Raw genomic sequence first — 16,637 nt, forward strand, 5'->3', positions numbered from 1 at the left:
AGCAAAGCCATGGCCCGTGAGGCCGCCTGGCTCACCGCCGACAAACAAGCACTCGCCGCAGTGCTGCTGCAATCGCATCAACGGGCCTTCAGCAGGCCGCTGATCGCTTCCGCCCAGCCGAGCCGGTCGGACTCAAAGCGGCTGTTCTGCCAGAACCTGTTTGCCTGCAGCTTTCCGGTGCTGGCTCACGGCACGGGCCAAGATCCAAAGCTCAGTTACGCCAACGCTGCGGCCCTGCTGCTGTGGGACAGCCACTGGGATGGGCTGATTGGCATGCCCTCACGGCTCACCGCCCCGGACAGCGAACGGGCGGAACGCAGCAGCGCACTGGGCCAGGCCAAACGCCTCGATGCCGTGCAGAACTATCGCGGCATTCGCATCAGCCGCAAAGGGCGGCGATTCATGATCAACAAGGCCCGGATCTGGACCCTGTGGGATGCAGAAGAGCGGATCTGCGGCCAGGCGGCCTGCTTCAGCGACTGGTGGTGGCTTTAAGGAGATTAGGTTTCAACACCATCCCTGTGGTGCCAGCCGAACCTGGTGGTACAGACCGAATCAAAACGGACGGTTCTCACGCTTCTGGTTCTAATCCAAGCGGCGCAGATTGTGATGGCGGGCGATCAACCCAGTCCGCAGATGTTCATTCTTCGGAGCCACCATCATGCTGACCCTGCGCCAATCCCCCTTTGATCTGTTCGAGCGTCTCGAACAACAACTGGCCACCGCTGAGCGCGTTCCCAACGCCGAAATCCGCGAAACCGAGACCAGCTACACCGTGCAACTGGAACTGCCCGGGGTGGACCGCGACTCCATCGACGTCAAGGCCACCGATCGCAACCTGGTGATCAGCGCTGAACGCCCAGCCACAGGCAGCGATGACAGCAACGCACCGCTGCTGAGCGAATTCCGCAGCGGCACCTGGAGCCGCAGCTTCCGTTTCCCCCAGAGCCTCGATCGCGACCAGCTCAAGGCCAGCTATCGGGACGGCATTCTTGAAATCAACGCCGACAAAGCGGTGGAACACACCAGCGTTTCGGTGAAGGTGGAGAGCTGATCAGGTCCTGAATCAGATCCTGAGCACTAAGCCTTGGGCTGGACAAGCCCAACACACCAAGACAAGAAGAACGGAAGCCCAGCCCCTGCCCACGGCAGGGGTTTTTTGTTGAAGCAAGGGCGAAATCAGCCGCCGAGGCCGAGGAAGAAGCGGCCGATGAACAGCAGGCTGAAGCCACTGAAAAACACCAGACCGAACCAGCAGAAAGCCCTGGTCAAGCGGCCATAGCGGTGCTCAGCCGGCACCAGGCTGCTGTTGATCGTGTCCATCGCCATCCAGGCGAACAGAGGAGCGGTGAGGAAGCTGCCGGTCATCGCCCCGAAGACGAAATCCTTCACGCCGATTCCGCCGCTCTTGGCCACCACCAGCGCCAGCACAGCGGCCAGGAAATGCACGATCAACCAGATATCGAAGCGACGCTGCATGGGCCCAGGCGCCGAATCCCCACTGTCGTGATGACGCAGCAGCCCCTGAATCGCCGCAATGCTGCGGGGATAGGCATCCAGGCAGGTGAGGGTGGTGCTGAACATGGCGGAAAAGGCCGCGGGGATGATCACCCAGGCCGCCCAACCACCCATGGCGGCGGTGTAGAGCTTGATCAGCTTCTGGGCGAAGGACACGCCACTGCCGGCCAGCATTCCGTCACCGCTGCCGTACATCGTGTAGGCGCCCAGGATCACAAAGAACATGGCCGTCACGACGGTGACGCCATAGCCGAGGTTGAAATCGAACTCGGCCTCCTTCTGCGTCGCGGTGTGCTCGGTGTCGCGCGCCCGGGAGAACATCCACAACGATGGCCACACGCACATCTCCACCGGTCCGGGCATCCAGCCCATCAGGGGAATCAGGAAGGCCAGGTTGGCCAGGGTCCAGGGGCTGGGATCGGTGCTGACCCAACTGGCCGCCACATCGCCGACGGGGCCGCGGATCAGCAGTGATGCAGCCGCCACCCCCGTGAGCAGGGTGAGCAGCACCACCAACAGCTTGGAGAGACGGTCGAGCGCCCGGTAATGACCCAGCAGCAGCACCAGGCCACTCACCGCCAGCACGGCGATGGACAGTCCGTAGGGGTCCAACCCCGCCAGGAGAGGGATGTTGGTGAGCAGCAGCCCCGCCACAAAACTCACCGCCGCGATGGTGAAGGTGCCGGTGACCAGGCTCACCACCAGGTACAGCGGCAGGTAGAGGGGATTGCGTTGTTGGAAACCCTCCAGAAGCGACAGTCCGGTGGCCGCTGTGAAGCGGGTGCCCACGCGCAGGAACGGGTACTTGATCAGATTGGTAAGCAAGATCAGGCCCACCAGCGCAAAGCCGAATCGGGCTCCCGCCGTGGTGGACGACATCAAGTGGGATCCACCAATGCAGGCACCGGCCAAGAGGATCCCGGGTCCAATGCTGCGTCGCAGCGTCGATGACGCCATCACAAGGTTGCAGTTGATACCAGTCTCCGCCGCTTTGCCCCGCTGAATCTCCGTAGAGTCGACTTCCGTCACGGTCGGTTTCATGGTCGTTGCTCCCGCTGCTCCGAAGCTGTCGCTGCAGTGCGAGGCCATCGCCGCCGACACCACCACGATCCGCTCCCTCGACTGGGACCGCAGCCGCTTCGACATTGAATTCGGCCTGCGCAACGGCACCACCTACAACGCCTTCCTGGTGCGGGGAGAACGCACCGCCCTGATCGACACCAGCCACGCCAAGTTCCGCGGCACCTGGATCCCGCTGCTCAAGGAGCAGATCGATCCAACCGAGATCGATGTGTTGATCGTGAGCCACACCGAACCCGACCACTCCGGATTGATCGGTGACCTGATCGATCTCAATCCCGAGATCGAAATCGTGGGATCAAAGGTGGCCCTCCAGTTCCTCAAGGACCAGGTGCACAGGCCGTTCAAATCCCGTGCGGTGAAGTCGGGCGAGGAATTGGATCTCGGCACCAATCCCGAGAGCGGCATCCAGCACCGCTTCGAATTCCTCAGTGCTCCGAACCTGCACTGGCCGGACACGATCTTTTCCTTCGATCACGGCACCGGCATCCTCTACACCTGCGATGCCTTTGGTCTGCATTACTGCTCTGAGGACGTCTTCGACGCCGACCCCGGCGCCATCGCCCCTGATTTCCGCTTCTACTACGACTGCCTGATGGGCCCGAATGCCCGCAGCGTGCTGCAGGCCCTCAAGCGCATGGATGGCCTGCCGGAGATCAACACCATCGCGGTGGGCCACGGACCGCTGTTGCGGCATCACCTCAGCCACTGGATCAGCGACTACCGCGAGTGGAGCGGCCAGCGCAGCAAAGGCGAGAGCTATGCCGCCGTTTGTTATCTGAGCCAGTACGGCTACTCCGATCGGATCAGCCAGGCCATTGCCCACGGCATCGGCAAGGCGGATGCCCAGGTGCAGCTGGTGGACCTGCGGGCCACCGACCCCCAGGAGCTCACTGCCCTGATCGGCGATGCCAAGGCTGTTGTGGTGCCGACCTGGCCCGCGGAACCGGAACCGGATCTCCAGGCCTCGATCGGAACCCTGCTGGCGGCCCTGCATCCCAAACAACTGGTGGGGGTGTACGACGCCTTCGGCGGCAACGATGAACCGATCGACGCCGTCGCCGATCAACTGCGCAGCCAGGGGCAGAAGCAAGCCTTCAGCCCATTGCGGATCAAACAGCTGCCCCAGGGCAGCGACTACCAACGCTGTGAGGAGTCGGGCACCGACCTCGGCCAGCTGCTGACCAAAGAGAAGACGATCGCGGCGATGAAAAGCCTCGATGGCGACCTCGACAAGGCCCTGGGTCGCATCAGCGGTGGCCTTTATGTGGTGACCGCCAGCCAGGGGGAGGGCGAATCGCAACGCCGCAGCGCCATGGTGGCCAGCTGGGTGAGCCAGGCCAGCTTCACCCCACCGGGCCTCACCATCGCCGTCGCCAAAGACCGTGCAATCGAAGCCCTGATGCAGGTGGGCGACCGCTTCGTGCTGAACGTTCTACGGCAGGACAATCATCAACAGCTGATGCGCCATTTCCTCAAGCGCTTCCCCCCCGGTGCCGATCGTTTCGCTGGGGTGAACGTGCTGGAGGGAACCGCCGATGGCGGCCCGGTGCTCGCCGATGCCCTGGCCTTTCTGGGCTGCCGAGTGGAGCAACGGATGGAGGGCCCCGATCACTGGATCATCTATGCCGTGGTGGAGCAGGGCAATGTGGCCGATTCCGAGGCCAACACGGCGGTGCACCACCGCAAAGTGGGGAACCACTACTGATGAGCGTGACCAGCACCGCAACCTCACGTCGCACGATCCAGCTGCCGATCGACGATGGGGTCGTTGGTCTGCGCGGTCTGAGCCCTCAACGGCACCGCTTTGAACTGGAATACGCCCTGGAGCGGGGCAGCACCGCCAACAGTGTGTTGTTTGAGGCCGGTGATGGTGCCCCTGCCGTACTGGTCCACCCCCCGGGGGTGGCCTACAGCGCGGCTTTTCTGCCGGTGCTTGCCGAAGCCCTGCCCAGCAGCGACGCACCGCTGCTGGTGGTGGTGGGCCACGTCAACCCCAACCGCGTTGCCCTGCTGCGGGATCTGGCGGAGGCCTACGCCGGCCTGGAACTGATCGTCTCCAACCCCGGCGCCAAGCTGATCGAAGAGCTGTGGAGCCAGCGCAAGCCGGCCCCTCCCGGTGAGACGAGCGAGCAACCACCACTGCCCGATCTGCCGCCCCTACGGGTGATCCGCCAAGAGCAAACACTGCCGCTCAGCCATCAGCGCAGCTTGATGCTGCTGCCGGCCCCAACCCCCCGCTGGCCCGGCGGATTGCTGGCGTTCGAGGAAAGCCTGGGCCTGCTGATGAGCGACAAGTTCTTCAGTGCCCACCTCTGCATGGACAGCTGGGCCGAAAGCAACCGCAGCAGCACCGAAGAAGAACGCCGGCACTTCTACGACTGCCTGATGGCCCCCATGGCCCGTCAGGTGGATGCCCTGGTGGAACGGCTCGAAGAACTCGACATCCGCACCATTGCGCCGGGCCATGGCCCGGCCATCGAAGCCAGTTGGCGCAGCCTGCTGAATGACTACCGCCGCTGGGGCGAAGGCCAGCAGAACGCCAACCTGACGGTGGCGTTGCTGTTTGCCAGCGCCTACGGCAATACCGCAGCCATTGCCGATGCCCTGGCCCGCGGGGTCAGCCGCACCGGCATCCGGGTGAACAGCTTGAACTGCGAATTCACTCCCGCCGATGAACTGGTGAGCACGATCCAGCAGGCCGACGCCGTGTTGATCGGCTCACCCACCCTGGGGGGCCATGCCCCCACACCGATCGTCTCGGCCCTGGGAACCCTGTTGGCGGAGGGGGATCGCAGCAAGCCCGTAGGGGTGTTCGGCAGCTTCGGCTGGAGCGGCGAGGCGGTGGACCTGCTGGAAACGAAGCTGCGGGATGGCGGCTTCAGCTTTGGCTTCGAGCCGATCCGGGTGAAGTTCAGTCCGGATGCCGCCCGGGTGAAAGAGCTGGAGGAAACCGGCACCCGATTCGCCCGCCAGCTGCTGCAGAGCCAGAAACGGGCGCAACGGCGCAGTGCGGGGGGCTTGAGCGAAAGCCGCAGTGATCCAGCGGTGCTGGCCCTGGGCCGTGTGATCGGCTCCCTCTGCGTGCTCACCACCCGCAAAGCGGAGCTGAGCGGCGCCATGGTGGCCAGCTGGGTGAGCCAGGCCAGCTTCAATCCCCCCGGCATCACCGTGGCCGTGGCCAAAGACCGTGCCGTGGAAGCGCTGCTGCATAAGGGCGATCGCTTCGCCTTGAACGTGCTGGCCGAAGGCCGCGAAACCGCCCTAATGAAGCAGTTCCTGCAACCGTTCGAACCCGGTGCCGATCGCTTTGCAGGCCTCGAGCTGGACACCAGCCCCGCCGAACAGCCCTTGCTGCCGGATGCTCTGGCCTGGCTGGACGGCAAGGTGAGCCAGCGGATGGAATGCGGCGACCACTGGCTGATCTATGCCGAAGTGGATCGCGGCGGGGTTCTGGATGCGGAGGGCAGCACCGCGGTGCACCAGCGCCGCAGCGGCGCCAACTACTGAGCCGGCAGCCTGAGCCGGCAAACCGAACTTCGTGCTAACTCATACTCACTATGAGTTAGGACTAGGCTGATGGAACGATCCCCGGCGCCATCGATGGACCTTTCCAAGCCTTCCACCCACGCCAATCTCGAGGCCGCTTTCGGTGGCGAGAGCATGGCCAACCGCAAATACCTGTTCTTTTCAGAGGTGGCCAAACAGCTGGGCCACAAGGACCTGGCCAAGTTGTTTCGAGACACCGCAGCGCAGGAAACGGAACACGCCTTCGCCCACTTCCGCCTGCTGCACCCTGAGTTGGTGGTGAACGATCCAGAGCAGCTCAGCGACAAGGAAAAGCAGTCCATCCTGAGCCGCTGCCTGGAGCTGGCGATTGAAGGCGAAACCTACGAGCACACAACGATGTATCCGGAGTTCGCCGCCCAGGCCCGGCAGGACCGGGACAGCGGAGCCGCAGCGGAATTCACCGAGCAAAGCAGCGAATCCAAGGAGCATGCGGGCCTGTTCCGCACCGCCGCCAAGAACTTCGGCCTGCTGACCCCGATCGAGCAGCATCACGCCGAAACCTATGGCGTTGCCCTCGAGGCCCTGCAAGGCAAGGGCACCGTAGGCCAGGCCGATCAACCGATCCCGGGCAAGTGGATCTGCAAGGTGTGCTCGATGATCTACGACCCCGCCGAAGGGGATCCTGATTCCGGCATCGCCCCAGGCACACCGTTCGAGGCGATTCCCGACGATTGGCATTGCCCGATCTGCGGCACCCGCAAAGCCAGCTTTATTCCTTACCGCGAAGCCGAATTGAAAACGGCCTGACCCCCTTGCACGATTCCATCAAGAGCCTTCGTCTCCATGCCCTCTGATCTCATCGTTCTGACGGCGAGCAATGGCGAGAACCGCAAGCTGGCGGAACGCTTCGTGCAGGCCGCCGCAGCTCAGAACGCCAGCGCCGAACTGATCGATCTCACCCAGCTCGACCTACCCCTGTTCACGCCACAGGTCCAGGCAGCAGGGGCGGGGGCTGACCTTGTCGCCCTGCACGACCAGCTGCACGCAACCCCACGCTGGGTGATCTGCGCCCCGGAATACAACGGCTCGATTCCGCCGTCGCTCACCAATGCCATTGCCTGGCTCTCGGTGACCGACGACGACTTCCGATCCCTGTTCAACGGGCGGCCAATCGCCATGGCCACCTTCTCCGGCAGTGGCGGCATGGAACTGCTGGTGTCGCTGCGCATCCAGCTCACCCACCTCGGGGCCCAGGTGGTGGGGCGTCAGCTGCTGAGCAACCACGCCAAACCAGCCCAGGACGACAGCATCAACGACCTGGTGCAGCGGCTTCTGCAGATGCAACCCCTCCAACTCTGAACACCTCGATGTCCCGGACAGTCCCGCCAACAGGTCAACACGCCACCACGTCAACCGTGATCCTGCGACCTGCAGTCGAGCGCTTCCACAGCCAGCTGGACTGGCTCGATTCCTGGCACAGCTTCAGCTTCGACAGCCATCAGGATCCGAACTGGATAGGCTTCGGCCCCTTGCGGGTGATCAACGACGACACCATTGCTGCAGGCCAGGGGTTCGGCATGCACCCCCACCGGGACATGGAAATCATCACGGTGATGGTGGAGGGGGCCCTGAGCCATGCCGACTCGATGGGCAACAGCGCGGTGCTGCATGCCGGCGAGGTGCAACGGATGAGTGCCGGCAGCGGCATCGTTCACAGCGAAATCAACCAGACCGGGGCGCCCTGCAGGCTGCTGCAGATCTGGATTGAGCCAGCACAGCTGGGCATCCAGCCCGCCTACGAGCAGAAACCCTTCGCCATCGGCGAGGGCTGGACGCCCCTGATTGAGCCCGACGCCACCGGCGATGCGATGGCCATCGAACGTCCCGTGCGCCTCTGGCGTGCCCAACCGCAACGCCAACAGCAGTTGCCCTTGCCCGACGCCAAGGAGCGACGGCTCTGGCTTCAGGTGATTGATGGGGAGCTGACGCTCAACCGTGAAGGCTCCCCCAAGCAGGCGCTGCGACGGGGCGATGGGGTGGGCCTGATCCAGGATGCAGCAACACAAAGCGAGCTGATCGGCCTCGGTGAGCGCGCCGATGTGCTGCTGTTTGCCCTGGCGTGAAGCAATCCGGAAAAGATCTGGTGCAAGTGCACGACACCAGATCTTGTGCCCTGAAATGACGGGGTCACTTCCAAACAATCCCTAGAGCGATGGGATTCATGAACGGTCAGGAGGCCTCGGTTCGGTACCGCGGCTTTCTTTTGATGCCTCAAACCAACCGGAGCTGGCTGGTGAGGCCGGAACGCAGCCCGATGCGATTGCTGCCCTTCCGCACACCAACCTGCTCATTGGCCGACGTCAAAGCCCTGCTGGACTGGCGTCTGGCCCAGGAAGAATCAGAGATCGGCGTGGCCTGAACTCAGGCCGCTGCCGGCGGTGGAGTGGGATCGCCCACCGGTTGAAAAGGAATCACCAGGGTGGCCCAGTGATCGGGCCGCTCGGGGCGGCTGCGACGGGAACGGCGCGTGCCAAAGGGAACCCGAATCACATTGGTTCCTTCAATTGACAAGGTATGGCCACGATTGAAGGCCGATTCCAGACCCTCAGAAAGTTGAGGAAGGGCAGGCCCTTCAACGCTGCTGAGCGCAGATTTCTTGTTGTTGTCCCGATCCATGGTGTCCCCCGACAGACGAATCAGTTGTGGAACAGTTTGACCGAACTCGCAAGGGCGATGAACGGAATCAAACCAATTTTTCCACTTTCAGTGAAAATTTACACGCTCTGAACCCCTTGCACCAGGGCTTCAAGCCGCCACAGCCACCGCTTCCACCGACGGACAGGTGCACACCAGGTTGCGATCACCAAAGGCGTTATCAATCCGTGCCACAGCGGGCCAGATCTTGCTCTCCTGCTGCCCCTCCATCGGGAAGGCGGCCTGCTGACGGCTGTAGGGACGATCCCAGTCATCCGCTGTGACGGCCGCCAGGGTGTGGGGAGCACGCTTGAGCGGGTTGTTCTGAGGGTCGCTGGTGCCGGTTTCAATGGCGCGAATCTCCTCGCGGATCGCCACCAGGGCATCGGCGAAACGATCCAACTCCGCCAGGCTTTCGCTTTCGGTGGGCTCCACCATCACCGTGCCGGCCACCGGCCAGCTGACGGTGGGCGCATGGAAGCCGTAGTCCATCAAACGCTTGGCGATGTCATCCACATCGATCCCCGCATCCCGTTTGAGCGGGCGCAGGTCAAGGATGCATTCATGGGCCACCCGGCCGGTGCTGCCGCGAAACAGCACGGGGTACGAGGCATCAAGCCGATGGGCGAGGTAATTGGCCGACAACAGCGCCACGGCACTGGCCTGCCGCAAGGCCTCCGCCCCCATCATCCGCAGGTACATCCAGCTAATCGGCAGGATGCTGGCGCTACCGAGCGCAGCTGCGGACACCGGACCGATGGCCGATGCGGCGCTGGCCTGCAAAGGGTGCCCCGGCAGGAAGGGCGCCAGATGCGCCGCAACACCAATGGGCCCCACGCCTGGGCCACCGCCCCCATGGGGGATGCAGAAGGTCTTGTGCAGGTTGAGGTGGCAGACATCGGCACCGAAGGCACCAGGACGGCACAGCCCCACCTGGGCATTGAGGTTGGCCCCATCGAGGTACACCTGGCCCCCGTGCCGATGCACGACCGAGCAGATCTCACGGATGCCGGTTTCAAACACGCCGTGGGTGGAGGGGTAGGTGACCATCAGCGCCGCCAGCCGGTCGGCGTGCTCGTCCGCCTTCGCCGCCAGATCCTGCTGATCGATGTTGCCCTCGTCATCACAGGCGACAGCCACAACCTTGAGGCCGGCCATCACGGCACTGGCGGGGTTGGTGCCATGGGCGCTGGTGGGAATCAGACAGATGTCGCGATGGGCTTCACCGCGGGAGCGGTGCCAGGCGCGAATCACCAGCAGCCCAGCGTATTCCCCCTGGGAACCGGCATTGGGCTGCAACGACACGGCGGCAAAGCCCGTCAGGGCAGCCAGCCATTGCTCGAGATCGTCGGCCAAATGGCGATAGCCCTGCGCCTGATCGGCTGGGGCAAAGGGATGCAAGACCGCAAACGCAGGCCAGCTCACCGGCTGCAGCTCAGCGGCGGCGTTGAGCTTCATGGTGCAGCTGCCCAACGGGATCATCCCGTGCACCAGCGAGAGATCACGGCTCACCAACCGCTGGATGTAGCGCAACAGCTCTGATTCGCTGCGGTACTGATGAAAAACCGGCTGGCTCAGCCAGGGCTGGCTGCGCTGCGGCAGGGAAAGGGACGGGGGCTGCTCAGCCTCGAGCTGCGGGGTGGCCTGACCGCAGACCTCCGCCAGCAGAGCGAGCAAGGCTTGCAGCTCCTGTTGATCCGAGAGCTCATCGAGGCTGATACCGAATCCGGTGGCGTCCGCCGGTGCTGCACCATCAGGCAGCACCCGCAGATTGAAACCAGCAACGGCGGCAGCGCGGTGCACAGCCGATGCCGACGCACAGTGCACGGTGACGGTGTCGAAGCGGTCGGCCAGCTCCAACGGGTAACCAAGGGCCCGCAGACCCTGCTCCAACTGGCTGCGCAGGCCAGCAATGCGCTGGGCGATGGCCTGCAGACCATCAGGGCCATGGTGCACCGCATAAAACGAGGCCATCACGGCCAGCAGCACCTGGGCCGTGCAGATGTTGCTGGTGGCCTTGTCGCGACGGATGTGCTGCTCACGGGTTTGCAGCGCCAAGCGCAGGGCCGAACGGCCCTCCGCATCCTTGGACTGCCCCACAAGACGGCCCGGGATCTGGCGCTTGTAGGCCTCAACGGTGGCGAAGAAGGCGGCGTGAGGACCACCAAATCCCATCGGCACCCCCAGGCGTTGGGCGCTGCCCACGGCAATATCGGCCCCGAGGGATCCCACGGGCGCCATCAGGGTCTGCGCCAGGGGATCGATCGCCACGGTGACCAAGGCACCGGCGGCATGGGCCGCTTCGATCACAGCGGTTGGATCCCAGAGGCATCCATCGGCACCGGGCAACTGCAGCAATACACCAAACACCGACGCATCGATCGGTGCCGTGGCCGGGTTGACCCGCTCAAGGCTGATGCCGAGGGGTTCGGCGCGGGTCTGCAGCACCGCCCAGGTCTGGGGCAGCACATTGGCGTCCACCAGGAACCGTGTCGCCTCAGGGCGACGGCACACCCCGAAGCTGAGGCTCATCGCCTCCGCGGCGGCGGTGGCTTCATCGAGCAGCGACGCGTTGGCGATCGGCAAGCCCGTGAGCTCACTGATCAAGGTTTGAAAGTTGAGCAGGGCCTCCAGACGACCCTGAGCGATTTCCGCCTGGTAGGGGGTGTAGGCGGTGTACCAGGCCGGATTCTCAAAAACGTGGCGCTGGATCAGGGCCGGGGTTGTCGTGCCGTAATAACCCAGCCCGATCAGGGAGCGACGCAGCGTGTTGGTTTCACTCAACTGCTTCAGCTGCTGGAGGGCCTCGGCCTCCCCGCAACCCTCGGGCAAGACCTCAACCGGCGGCTTGGGATCAAGGATGTCGGCGGGAACGACATCAGCGATGAACTCCTGCAGATCGCTGTATCCCAGGGCATTGAGCATGCGGAGTTGTTCCGCCTCACTCGGGCCGATGTGCCGCTGCGCAAAAGGAGAAGTCAACGTCGAATGCACAGCCCGCCGGTCGATCGTAAGAGCGCAGCTCCGGCGGTGATGAGAGCCAGCGTTGATGTCAGCCGGCGTTGACCTTGGCGCCGTAGGCCTCGGCGGTCATCAGGCTGTCGAGCTCGGAGGGATCCGACGGACGCAGCACCAGCAGCCAACCCTCACCGTGGGGGTCGTTCTGCAGTTCCTCCGGACTGGCCAGCACCGCTTCATTGCGTTGCACCACCTCACCGGCAATCGGTGCATACATGTCTTCAACAGCCTTCACCGACTCCACCGAGCCAAAGCTGGTGCCCTTCGCCAGGCTGGCGCCCACATCCGGTAGATCCACAAACACGATGTCGCCCAGCTGATCAACGGCGAAGGCACTGATGCCAACCCGCACCAGCTCACCATCGGCATTGGCGTACTCGTGGCTGTCGGCGAAGCGAAAAGAGTCGGGGAACGCGAACGCCATCGAGGCAGTTTCAGGTGGTCCCAGTCTGCGGGAGATTGATCAGTCCTGCCGCATTGAGGTCACACAACGCACGGGAGAGGGCCAGGCGGATGTGGGCGCGATGGGTGCCACCCTGCACATAAAGGTTGAACGGTTCCCGCAGCGGCGCATCGGCCGAAAATTCACTTGTGGAACCGTCGATGAAGGTCCCCCCGGCCATCACCAGATCCGAGGCATAGCCCGGCATCGAGGCTGGCACTGGATCGAGGTAGGCCCCGATCGGCGACATCGCCTGGAAGGCACGGCACACCACCTTGAGGGCATCGGGACTGCCCAGCCGCACCGCCTGAATCAAATCGCTGCGCACGGCCCCGGGCGCTGGATTGACGGGGAAGCCCAGCCGCTCAAACACCCCCGCCACCAGATCCGCGCCAATCAAGGCCTCCGACACCATCTGCGGGGCCAGGAACAGCCCCTGCAGCACCAGCCGCTGCAGATCAAATCCCGTGCCGCCCTCACTGCCGATGCCCGGCGCCGTGAGCCGGCAGCAGGCCTGCTCCACCAGATCGGCCCGTCCAGCGATGTAACCGCCGGTGGGGGCGATGGTGCCGCCGAGGTTCTTGATCAAGGATCCAGCGATCAGATCCGCCCCAACCGCAGTCGGTTCCTGCTCCTGCACCAACTCGCCGTAACAGTTGTCGACAAAGACAACGCAGTCGGGCTGGCGGGCATGGATGCGCTCACACAGCCCGGCGACCTGCTCAACCGTGACCGACGGACGCCAGCTGTAGCCGCAGCTGCGCTGGATCAGCACCATCCGGCAGGGCTGCTCCAGGGCCTGGTTCAAGGCCGCCTCATCCACCGCCCCATCCGGCTGCAGATCGATTTCGTCGTAGGCAACCCCGAATTCCGCCAGGGAACCCTGGCCCTTGCCGCGCAGACCGATCACCTCCTCAAGGGTGTCGTAGGGACGACCCGTGATCGAAAGCAGACGATCCCCGGGCCGCAGCACGCCGAACAGTGCAGCGGCGATGGCGTGGGTGCCGCTGACGAATTGCAGGCGCACCGCGGCGGCTTCAGCCCCCAGCACCCGGGCAAAGACCCGATCCACAACCTCACGGCCCTGATCCCCATGGCCGTAACCGGTGAGCGACGCAAAGTGCTGGGTACCAACGCGCTCCGCCGCCAGGGCCTCCAACACGCGCTGCAGGCGTTGCTCCACCGCCGCCGTCCTCGCTGCAGCAAGGTCGGCCTGCTCCCGCGCCACCGCGTTGATCAGGTCCTCTGCAAACGCACTGATCACCACTTGCCTGACGGATGTCATGCCTTCCTAAACCCTGGCCAACGCCAGAATTCACAACGCGGGGAGCCGCTGCGATGCGGCAACTCCTTTAGATTTCTGTCACTAACGGCACCATCCGCTCCCTGGTTTTCCTGTCTGAGCGGCTTTGTCAATCCAAGGAGAATCCGCTTGGTTTCCTCGCAAACAGCTGACACCCGCGAGCTTCGGCAGCGGGCCGCGGTGATGGCACCGCGCAACCGACTGCCCGCGCGTCAGCGCAAATTCAAGATGGGAACCACCAGCTTCATGCTGGTGATGCACGTGCTTGCCACCGTGGCGCTGCTGCCGCGCTTCTGGAGCTGGCAGGGCGTTGTGGCCTTCGGCGTTCTCTATTGGATGACGGTGCTGGGCGTCACCCTGGGCCTGCACCGTCTGGTGGCGCACCGCAGCCTGGTGGTGCCGGTGTGGGTTGAGCGCATCCTGGTGCTGATGGGCACCCTGGCCTGCCAGAGCGGCCCGATCGAATGGGTGGGTCTGCACCGCCATCACCATCGTTTCTCGGATCAGCCCACGGATCACCACGACGCTGGCCGTGGCCTGTGGTGGGCCCACAGCGAATGGATGTTGCACGACATCCCGGCCCTGAAGGAACTCGACCGCTACGCCGGCGATCTGCAGTGTGACCCCTTCTACCGCTGGCTCGACCGCTGGTTCCTGCTGCTGCAGATCCCCCTGGGCCTTGGGCTCTACTGGTTCGGTGAAGCCGCCCAGGTGCACGGCGGTGGCCTTGGCCTGGTGCTGTGGGCCATTCCTCTGCGCCTCGTGGTCGTGTACCACGTGACTTGGCTGGTGAACTCCGCCACCCACGCCTTCGGCTACCGCAATTTCGATTGCCCCGACCTCTCCCGCAACTGCTGGTGGGTGGCACTGCTCTCCTTCGGTGAGGGTTGGCACAACAACCACCACGCCCATCCGGCCAGTGCACGCCACGGTTTGCGCTGGTTCGAGTTCGATCTCACCTGGCAGCACGTGCGCTTGCTCAAGCGCCTCGGACTGGCCAGCCGGATCCGCACGGCCCGCTACGTCCCCGGAGCCTCCTGAGGCTCAAAGCAACCTTCAACAACCGGCCACGTCGTAACGTGGTCGATCGCACCCGTCTCCATCTTTCATACCGGTCCCATGCCTAAGCGTGTACAAGTCGTTCTGAATGAGGACATCCTCAGCCTCGGCAAGGACGGAGACCTGGTGGAAGTGGCTCCGGGTTACGCCCGTAACTTCCTGCTGCCCTTCGGCAAAGCTGTACCCCTCACCCCTGCTGTGATGAAGCAGGTGGAGCACCGGCGGGCCAAGGAAGCTGAGCGTCAGGCCGCCCTGAAGCAGGAAGCCCTCGACTTCAAGACCGCCCTCTCCACCATTGGTCGCTTCACCGTGAAGAAGCAAACCGGTGAAGACAATGTGCTGTTTGGCACCGTCACCAACGGTGACGTGGCAGAAGCCATCGAAACCGCCACCAAGAAGGAGATCGACCGCCGCGACATCGTGGTGCCTGAGATCCACCGCACCGGCAAGTACACCGTGACGGTGAAGCTGCACAGCGAAGTCACCGCTGAGATCAACCTGGAAGTGGTCGGCTACTGATCGCTGTCAATTAACACTCAAACGGCTCATTCGAGCCAGAGTGTGATCCCTTCGCTTCACGCCCTGCCGCCATGGTGAGCGTCCCCCTGCCAGAGAACAACGATGGGGGACGCCGTGGTTTTGGCCAAGGCCGCCGCGACGACGAGCCCAATTTCGAGGCTCTGCCCGATTCGCTTCCGCCCCAGAACCTGGAGGCGGAGGAAGCGGTGCTGGGCGGCATCCTGCTGGATCCCGATGCGATCGGGCGCGTGGCCGATGTGCTGCAGCCGGAGGCGTTTTATCTGAACGCCCACCGGGAGATCTTCCGTACCGCCCTGATGCTGCACGGCCAGGGCAAGCCGACGGATCTCACCGCCATGAGCGCCTGGCTGGCCGACACCGGCGCCCTGGAGAAAGTGGGCGGCAACAACCGACTGGTGGAGCTGGTGGAGCGGGTGCCGTCCACCGCCTCAATCGAGCAGGTGGCCCGGCTGGTAATGGACAAGTTCCTGCGCCGCCAGCTGATCCGCTCCGGCAATGAAGTGATCCAGCTGGGCTTTGATCAGAGCCTGCCGATGGAGCAGGTGCTGGATCAGGCGGAGCAGAAGATCTTTGCCATCAGCCAGGAGAAACCTTCCAAGGGGCTCACCCCCACCGCCGAAATCCTCACCCAGACCTTTGAGGAGATCGAAAGCCGCTCGCTGGGCACCTCAGTGGCCGGCATCCCGGTGAATTTCTACGACCTGGATGCGATGACCCAGGGCCTGCAGCGCAGCGACCTGATCATCGTGGCGGGCCGGCCGGCCATGGGCAAAACCTCGATTGCGCTGAACCTGGCCAAAAACGTGGCCCAGCTGCACGACATGCCGGTGTGCCTGTTCTCCCTGGAGATGAGCAAGGAGCAGCTCACCTACCGCCTGCTCTCGATGGAGGTGGGCATCGAAGCGGGCCGCCTGCGCACCGGCCGCCTGCAGCAAGAGGAATGGCCGCTGCTGGGCCAGGGCATCAACAGCCTTGGGCAACTGCCGATCTTCATCGATGACAAACCCAACTCCGGCGTGCTGGAGATGCGCTCGCTCTGCCGGCGGCTGATGGCCGAACAGGGCAAGGAGCTGGGGCTGGTGATGATCGACTACCTGCAGCTGATGGAAGGCTCAGGCTCGGACAACCGGGTGCAGGAGCTGTCGCGCATCACCCGGGGCCTGAAACAGATGGCCCGGGAACTTAACGTGCCGGTGATTGCCCTCTCCCAGCTGAGCCGGGGTGTGGAAGCACGCACCAACAAGCGACCGATGCTGAGCGACCTGCGGGAATCGGGCTCGATCGAGCAGGACGCCGACCTGGTGCTGATGATCTACCGCGACGAGTACTACAACCCGGAAACACCGGATCGCGGCATCACCGAAGTGATCGTGACCAAGCACCGCAACGGTCCGGTGGGCACGGTGAAGCTTCTGTTCGAGCCGCAGTTCACCCGCTTCCGCAACCTGGCGGCCTGAGCCAACTCAGATAATG

16 protein-coding genes are annotated in these 16,637 nt (G+C 63.9%); 11 read left to right on the forward strand and 5 right to left on the reverse strand.

The window, feature by feature from the left end; all coding sequences use genetic code 11:
• The first annotated feature begins 9 nt into the window (after positions 1–9).
• Both DXY04_RS02980 and DXY04_RS02985 read left to right on the forward strand, forming a co-directional pair.
• Positions 10–495, forward strand: a complete 486-nt coding sequence (locus DXY04_RS02980; RefSeq protein WP_115160925.1) for an MEKHLA domain-containing protein — start codon at positions 10–12, stop codon at positions 493–495.
• A 166-nt stretch (positions 496–661) separates the two neighbouring features.
• A complete protein-coding gene (locus DXY04_RS02985) occupies positions 662–1,054 on the forward strand; it encodes an Hsp20/alpha crystallin family protein (protein WP_115160926.1) in 393 nt (130 codons plus the stop codon).
• Between the two features lie 125 nt (positions 1,055–1,179).
• On the opposite strand, the gene DXY04_RS02990 is transcribed toward DXY04_RS02985, so the two are convergent.
• Complete coding sequence (locus DXY04_RS02990; RefSeq protein ID WP_115161254.1) at positions 1,180–2,475, reverse strand: NRAMP family divalent metal transporter; 1,296 nt, start codon at positions 2,473–2,475, stop codon at positions 1,180–1,182.
• An 82-nt stretch (positions 2,476–2,557) separates the two neighbouring features.
• Here DXY04_RS02990 and DXY04_RS02995 point away from each other — a divergent pair, with 82 nt between their 5' ends.
• The 6 genes from DXY04_RS02995 (at position 2,558) to DXY04_RS03020 (ending at position 8,527) form a co-directional block, all read left to right on the forward strand.
• The gene (locus DXY04_RS02995; protein ID WP_115160927.1) at positions 2,558–4,306 is read left to right on the forward strand and encodes a diflavin flavoprotein; all 1,749 of its coding nucleotides are present in this window, start codon (positions 2,558–2,560) and stop codon (positions 4,304–4,306) included.
• Entirely contained in the window at positions 4,306–6,108 is a 1,803-nt protein-coding gene (locus DXY04_RS03000; RefSeq protein ID WP_115160928.1) for a diflavin flavoprotein, read from the forward strand. Before DXY04_RS02995 ends, DXY04_RS03000 begins: the two co-directional genes overlap by 1 nt.
• A gap of 93 nt (positions 6,109–6,201) precedes the next feature.
• Positions 6,202–6,915: a rubrerythrin family protein gene (locus tag DXY04_RS12595; protein WP_115160929.1), complete on the forward strand. Its 714-nt coding sequence runs from the start codon at positions 6,202–6,204 to the stop codon at positions 6,913–6,915.
• Between the two features lie 36 nt (positions 6,916–6,951).
• A complete protein-coding gene (locus tag DXY04_RS03010) occupies positions 6,952–7,467 on the forward strand; it encodes an NADPH-dependent FMN reductase (protein WP_115160930.1) in 516 nt (171 codons plus the stop codon).
• Between the two features lie 8 nt (positions 7,468–7,475).
• Positions 7,476–8,231, forward strand: a complete 756-nt coding sequence (locus DXY04_RS03015) for a pirin-like bicupin family protein (RefSeq protein ID WP_115160931.1) — start codon at positions 7,476–7,478, stop codon at positions 8,229–8,231.
• An 89-nt stretch (positions 8,232–8,320) separates the two neighbouring features.
• Entirely contained in the window at positions 8,321–8,527 is a 207-nt protein-coding gene (locus DXY04_RS03020; protein ID WP_011365459.1) for a hypothetical protein, read from the forward strand.
• A 2-nt stretch (positions 8,528–8,529) separates the two neighbouring features.
• Here the strand turns inward: DXY04_RS03020 and DXY04_RS03025 are convergent, their stop codons facing one another.
• The 4 genes from DXY04_RS03025 to DXY04_RS03040 form a co-directional block, all read right to left on the reverse strand.
• Entirely contained in the window at positions 8,530–8,784 is a 255-nt protein-coding gene (locus DXY04_RS03025) for a hypothetical protein (protein ID WP_115160932.1), read from the reverse strand.
• A 129-nt stretch (positions 8,785–8,913) separates the two neighbouring features.
• Positions 8,914–11,784 (reverse strand): aminomethyl-transferring glycine dehydrogenase, encoded by a 2,871-nt coding sequence (gene gcvP, locus DXY04_RS03030; protein ID WP_115160933.1) that lies wholly within the window; start codon positions 11,782–11,784, stop codon positions 8,914–8,916.
• Between the two features lie 70 nt (positions 11,785–11,854).
• Positions 11,855–12,244 (reverse strand): glycine cleavage system protein GcvH, encoded by a 390-nt coding sequence (gcvH, locus tag DXY04_RS03035; RefSeq protein ID WP_115081278.1) that lies wholly within the window; start codon positions 12,242–12,244, stop codon positions 11,855–11,857.
• A 10-nt stretch (positions 12,245–12,254) separates the two neighbouring features.
• The gene (locus DXY04_RS03040) at positions 12,255–13,547 is read right to left on the reverse strand and encodes a methionine gamma-lyase family protein (RefSeq protein WP_115160934.1); all 1,293 of its coding nucleotides are present in this window, start codon (positions 13,545–13,547) and stop codon (positions 12,255–12,257) included.
• 201 nt (positions 13,548–13,748) lie between these two features.
• Here DXY04_RS03040 and DXY04_RS03045 point away from each other — a divergent pair, with 201 nt between their 5' ends.
• The 3 genes from DXY04_RS03045 to dnaB all read left to right on the forward strand — a co-directional run bounded on the left by DXY04_RS03045 (position 13,749) and on the right by dnaB (position 16,621).
• Complete coding sequence (locus DXY04_RS03045) at positions 13,749–14,606, forward strand: acyl-CoA desaturase (RefSeq protein ID WP_371634519.1); 858 nt, start codon at positions 13,749–13,751, stop codon at positions 14,604–14,606.
• Between the two features lie 78 nt (positions 14,607–14,684).
• Positions 14,685–15,143, forward strand: coding sequence for a 50S ribosomal protein L9 (gene rplI, locus DXY04_RS03050; protein WP_115160936.1), 459 nt, complete (start codon positions 14,685–14,687; stop codon positions 15,141–15,143).
• Between the two features lie 71 nt (positions 15,144–15,214).
• On the forward strand, positions 15,215–16,621 hold the full coding sequence (gene dnaB, locus DXY04_RS03055) for a replicative DNA helicase (protein WP_115160937.1): 1,407 nt from the start codon (positions 15,215–15,217) through the stop codon (positions 16,619–16,621).
• Positions 16,622–16,637 lie beyond the last annotated feature (16 nt).

The organism is Synechococcus sp. UW86, assembly GCF_900474085.1.
Taxonomy (GTDB): domain Bacteria; phylum Cyanobacteriota; class Cyanobacteriia; order PCC-6307; family Cyanobiaceae; genus Parasynechococcus.

Coding starts and splice junctions, on each gene's coding strand:
- DXY04_RS02980 (WP_115160925.1), top strand. CDS start 10: ATGGCCCGTGAGGCCGCCTGGCTCACCGCCGACAAACAAGCACTCGCC.
- DXY04_RS02985 (WP_115160926.1), top strand. CDS start 662: ATGCTGACCCTGCGCCAATCCCCCTTTGATCTGTTCGAGCGTCTCGAA.
- DXY04_RS02990 (WP_115161254.1), bottom strand. CDS start 2,475: ATGGCGTCATCGACGCTGCGACGCAGCATTGGACCCGGGATCCTCTTG.
- DXY04_RS02995 (WP_115160927.1), top strand. CDS start 2,558: ATGGTCGTTGCTCCCGCTGCTCCGAAGCTGTCGCTGCAGTGCGAGGCC.
- DXY04_RS03000 (WP_115160928.1), top strand. CDS start 4,306: ATGAGCGTGACCAGCACCGCAACCTCACGTCGCACGATCCAGCTGCCG.
- DXY04_RS12595 (WP_115160929.1), top strand. CDS start 6,202: ATGGACCTTTCCAAGCCTTCCACCCACGCCAATCTCGAGGCCGCTTTC.
- DXY04_RS03010 (WP_115160930.1), top strand. CDS start 6,952: ATGCCCTCTGATCTCATCGTTCTGACGGCGAGCAATGGCGAGAACCGC.
- DXY04_RS03015 (WP_115160931.1), top strand. CDS start 7,476: ATGTCCCGGACAGTCCCGCCAACAGGTCAACACGCCACCACGTCAACC.
- DXY04_RS03020 (WP_011365459.1), top strand. CDS start 8,321: ATGGGATTCATGAACGGTCAGGAGGCCTCGGTTCGGTACCGCGGCTTT.
- DXY04_RS03025 (WP_115160932.1), bottom strand. CDS start 8,784: ATGGATCGGGACAACAACAAGAAATCTGCGCTCAGCAGCGTTGAAGGG.
- gcvH (WP_115081278.1), bottom strand. CDS start 12,244: ATGGCGTTCGCGTTCCCCGACTCTTTTCGCTTCGCCGACAGCCACGAG.
- DXY04_RS03040 (WP_115160934.1), bottom strand. CDS start 13,547: ATGACATCCGTCAGGCAAGTGGTGATCAGTGCGTTTGCAGAGGACCTG.
- DXY04_RS03045 (WP_371634519.1), top strand. CDS start 13,749: ATGGCACCGCGCAACCGACTGCCCGCGCGTCAGCGCAAATTCAAGATG.
- rplI (WP_115160936.1), top strand. CDS start 14,685: ATGCCTAAGCGTGTACAAGTCGTTCTGAATGAGGACATCCTCAGCCTC.
- dnaB (WP_115160937.1), top strand. CDS start 15,215: ATGGTGAGCGTCCCCCTGCCAGAGAACAACGATGGGGGACGCCGTGGT.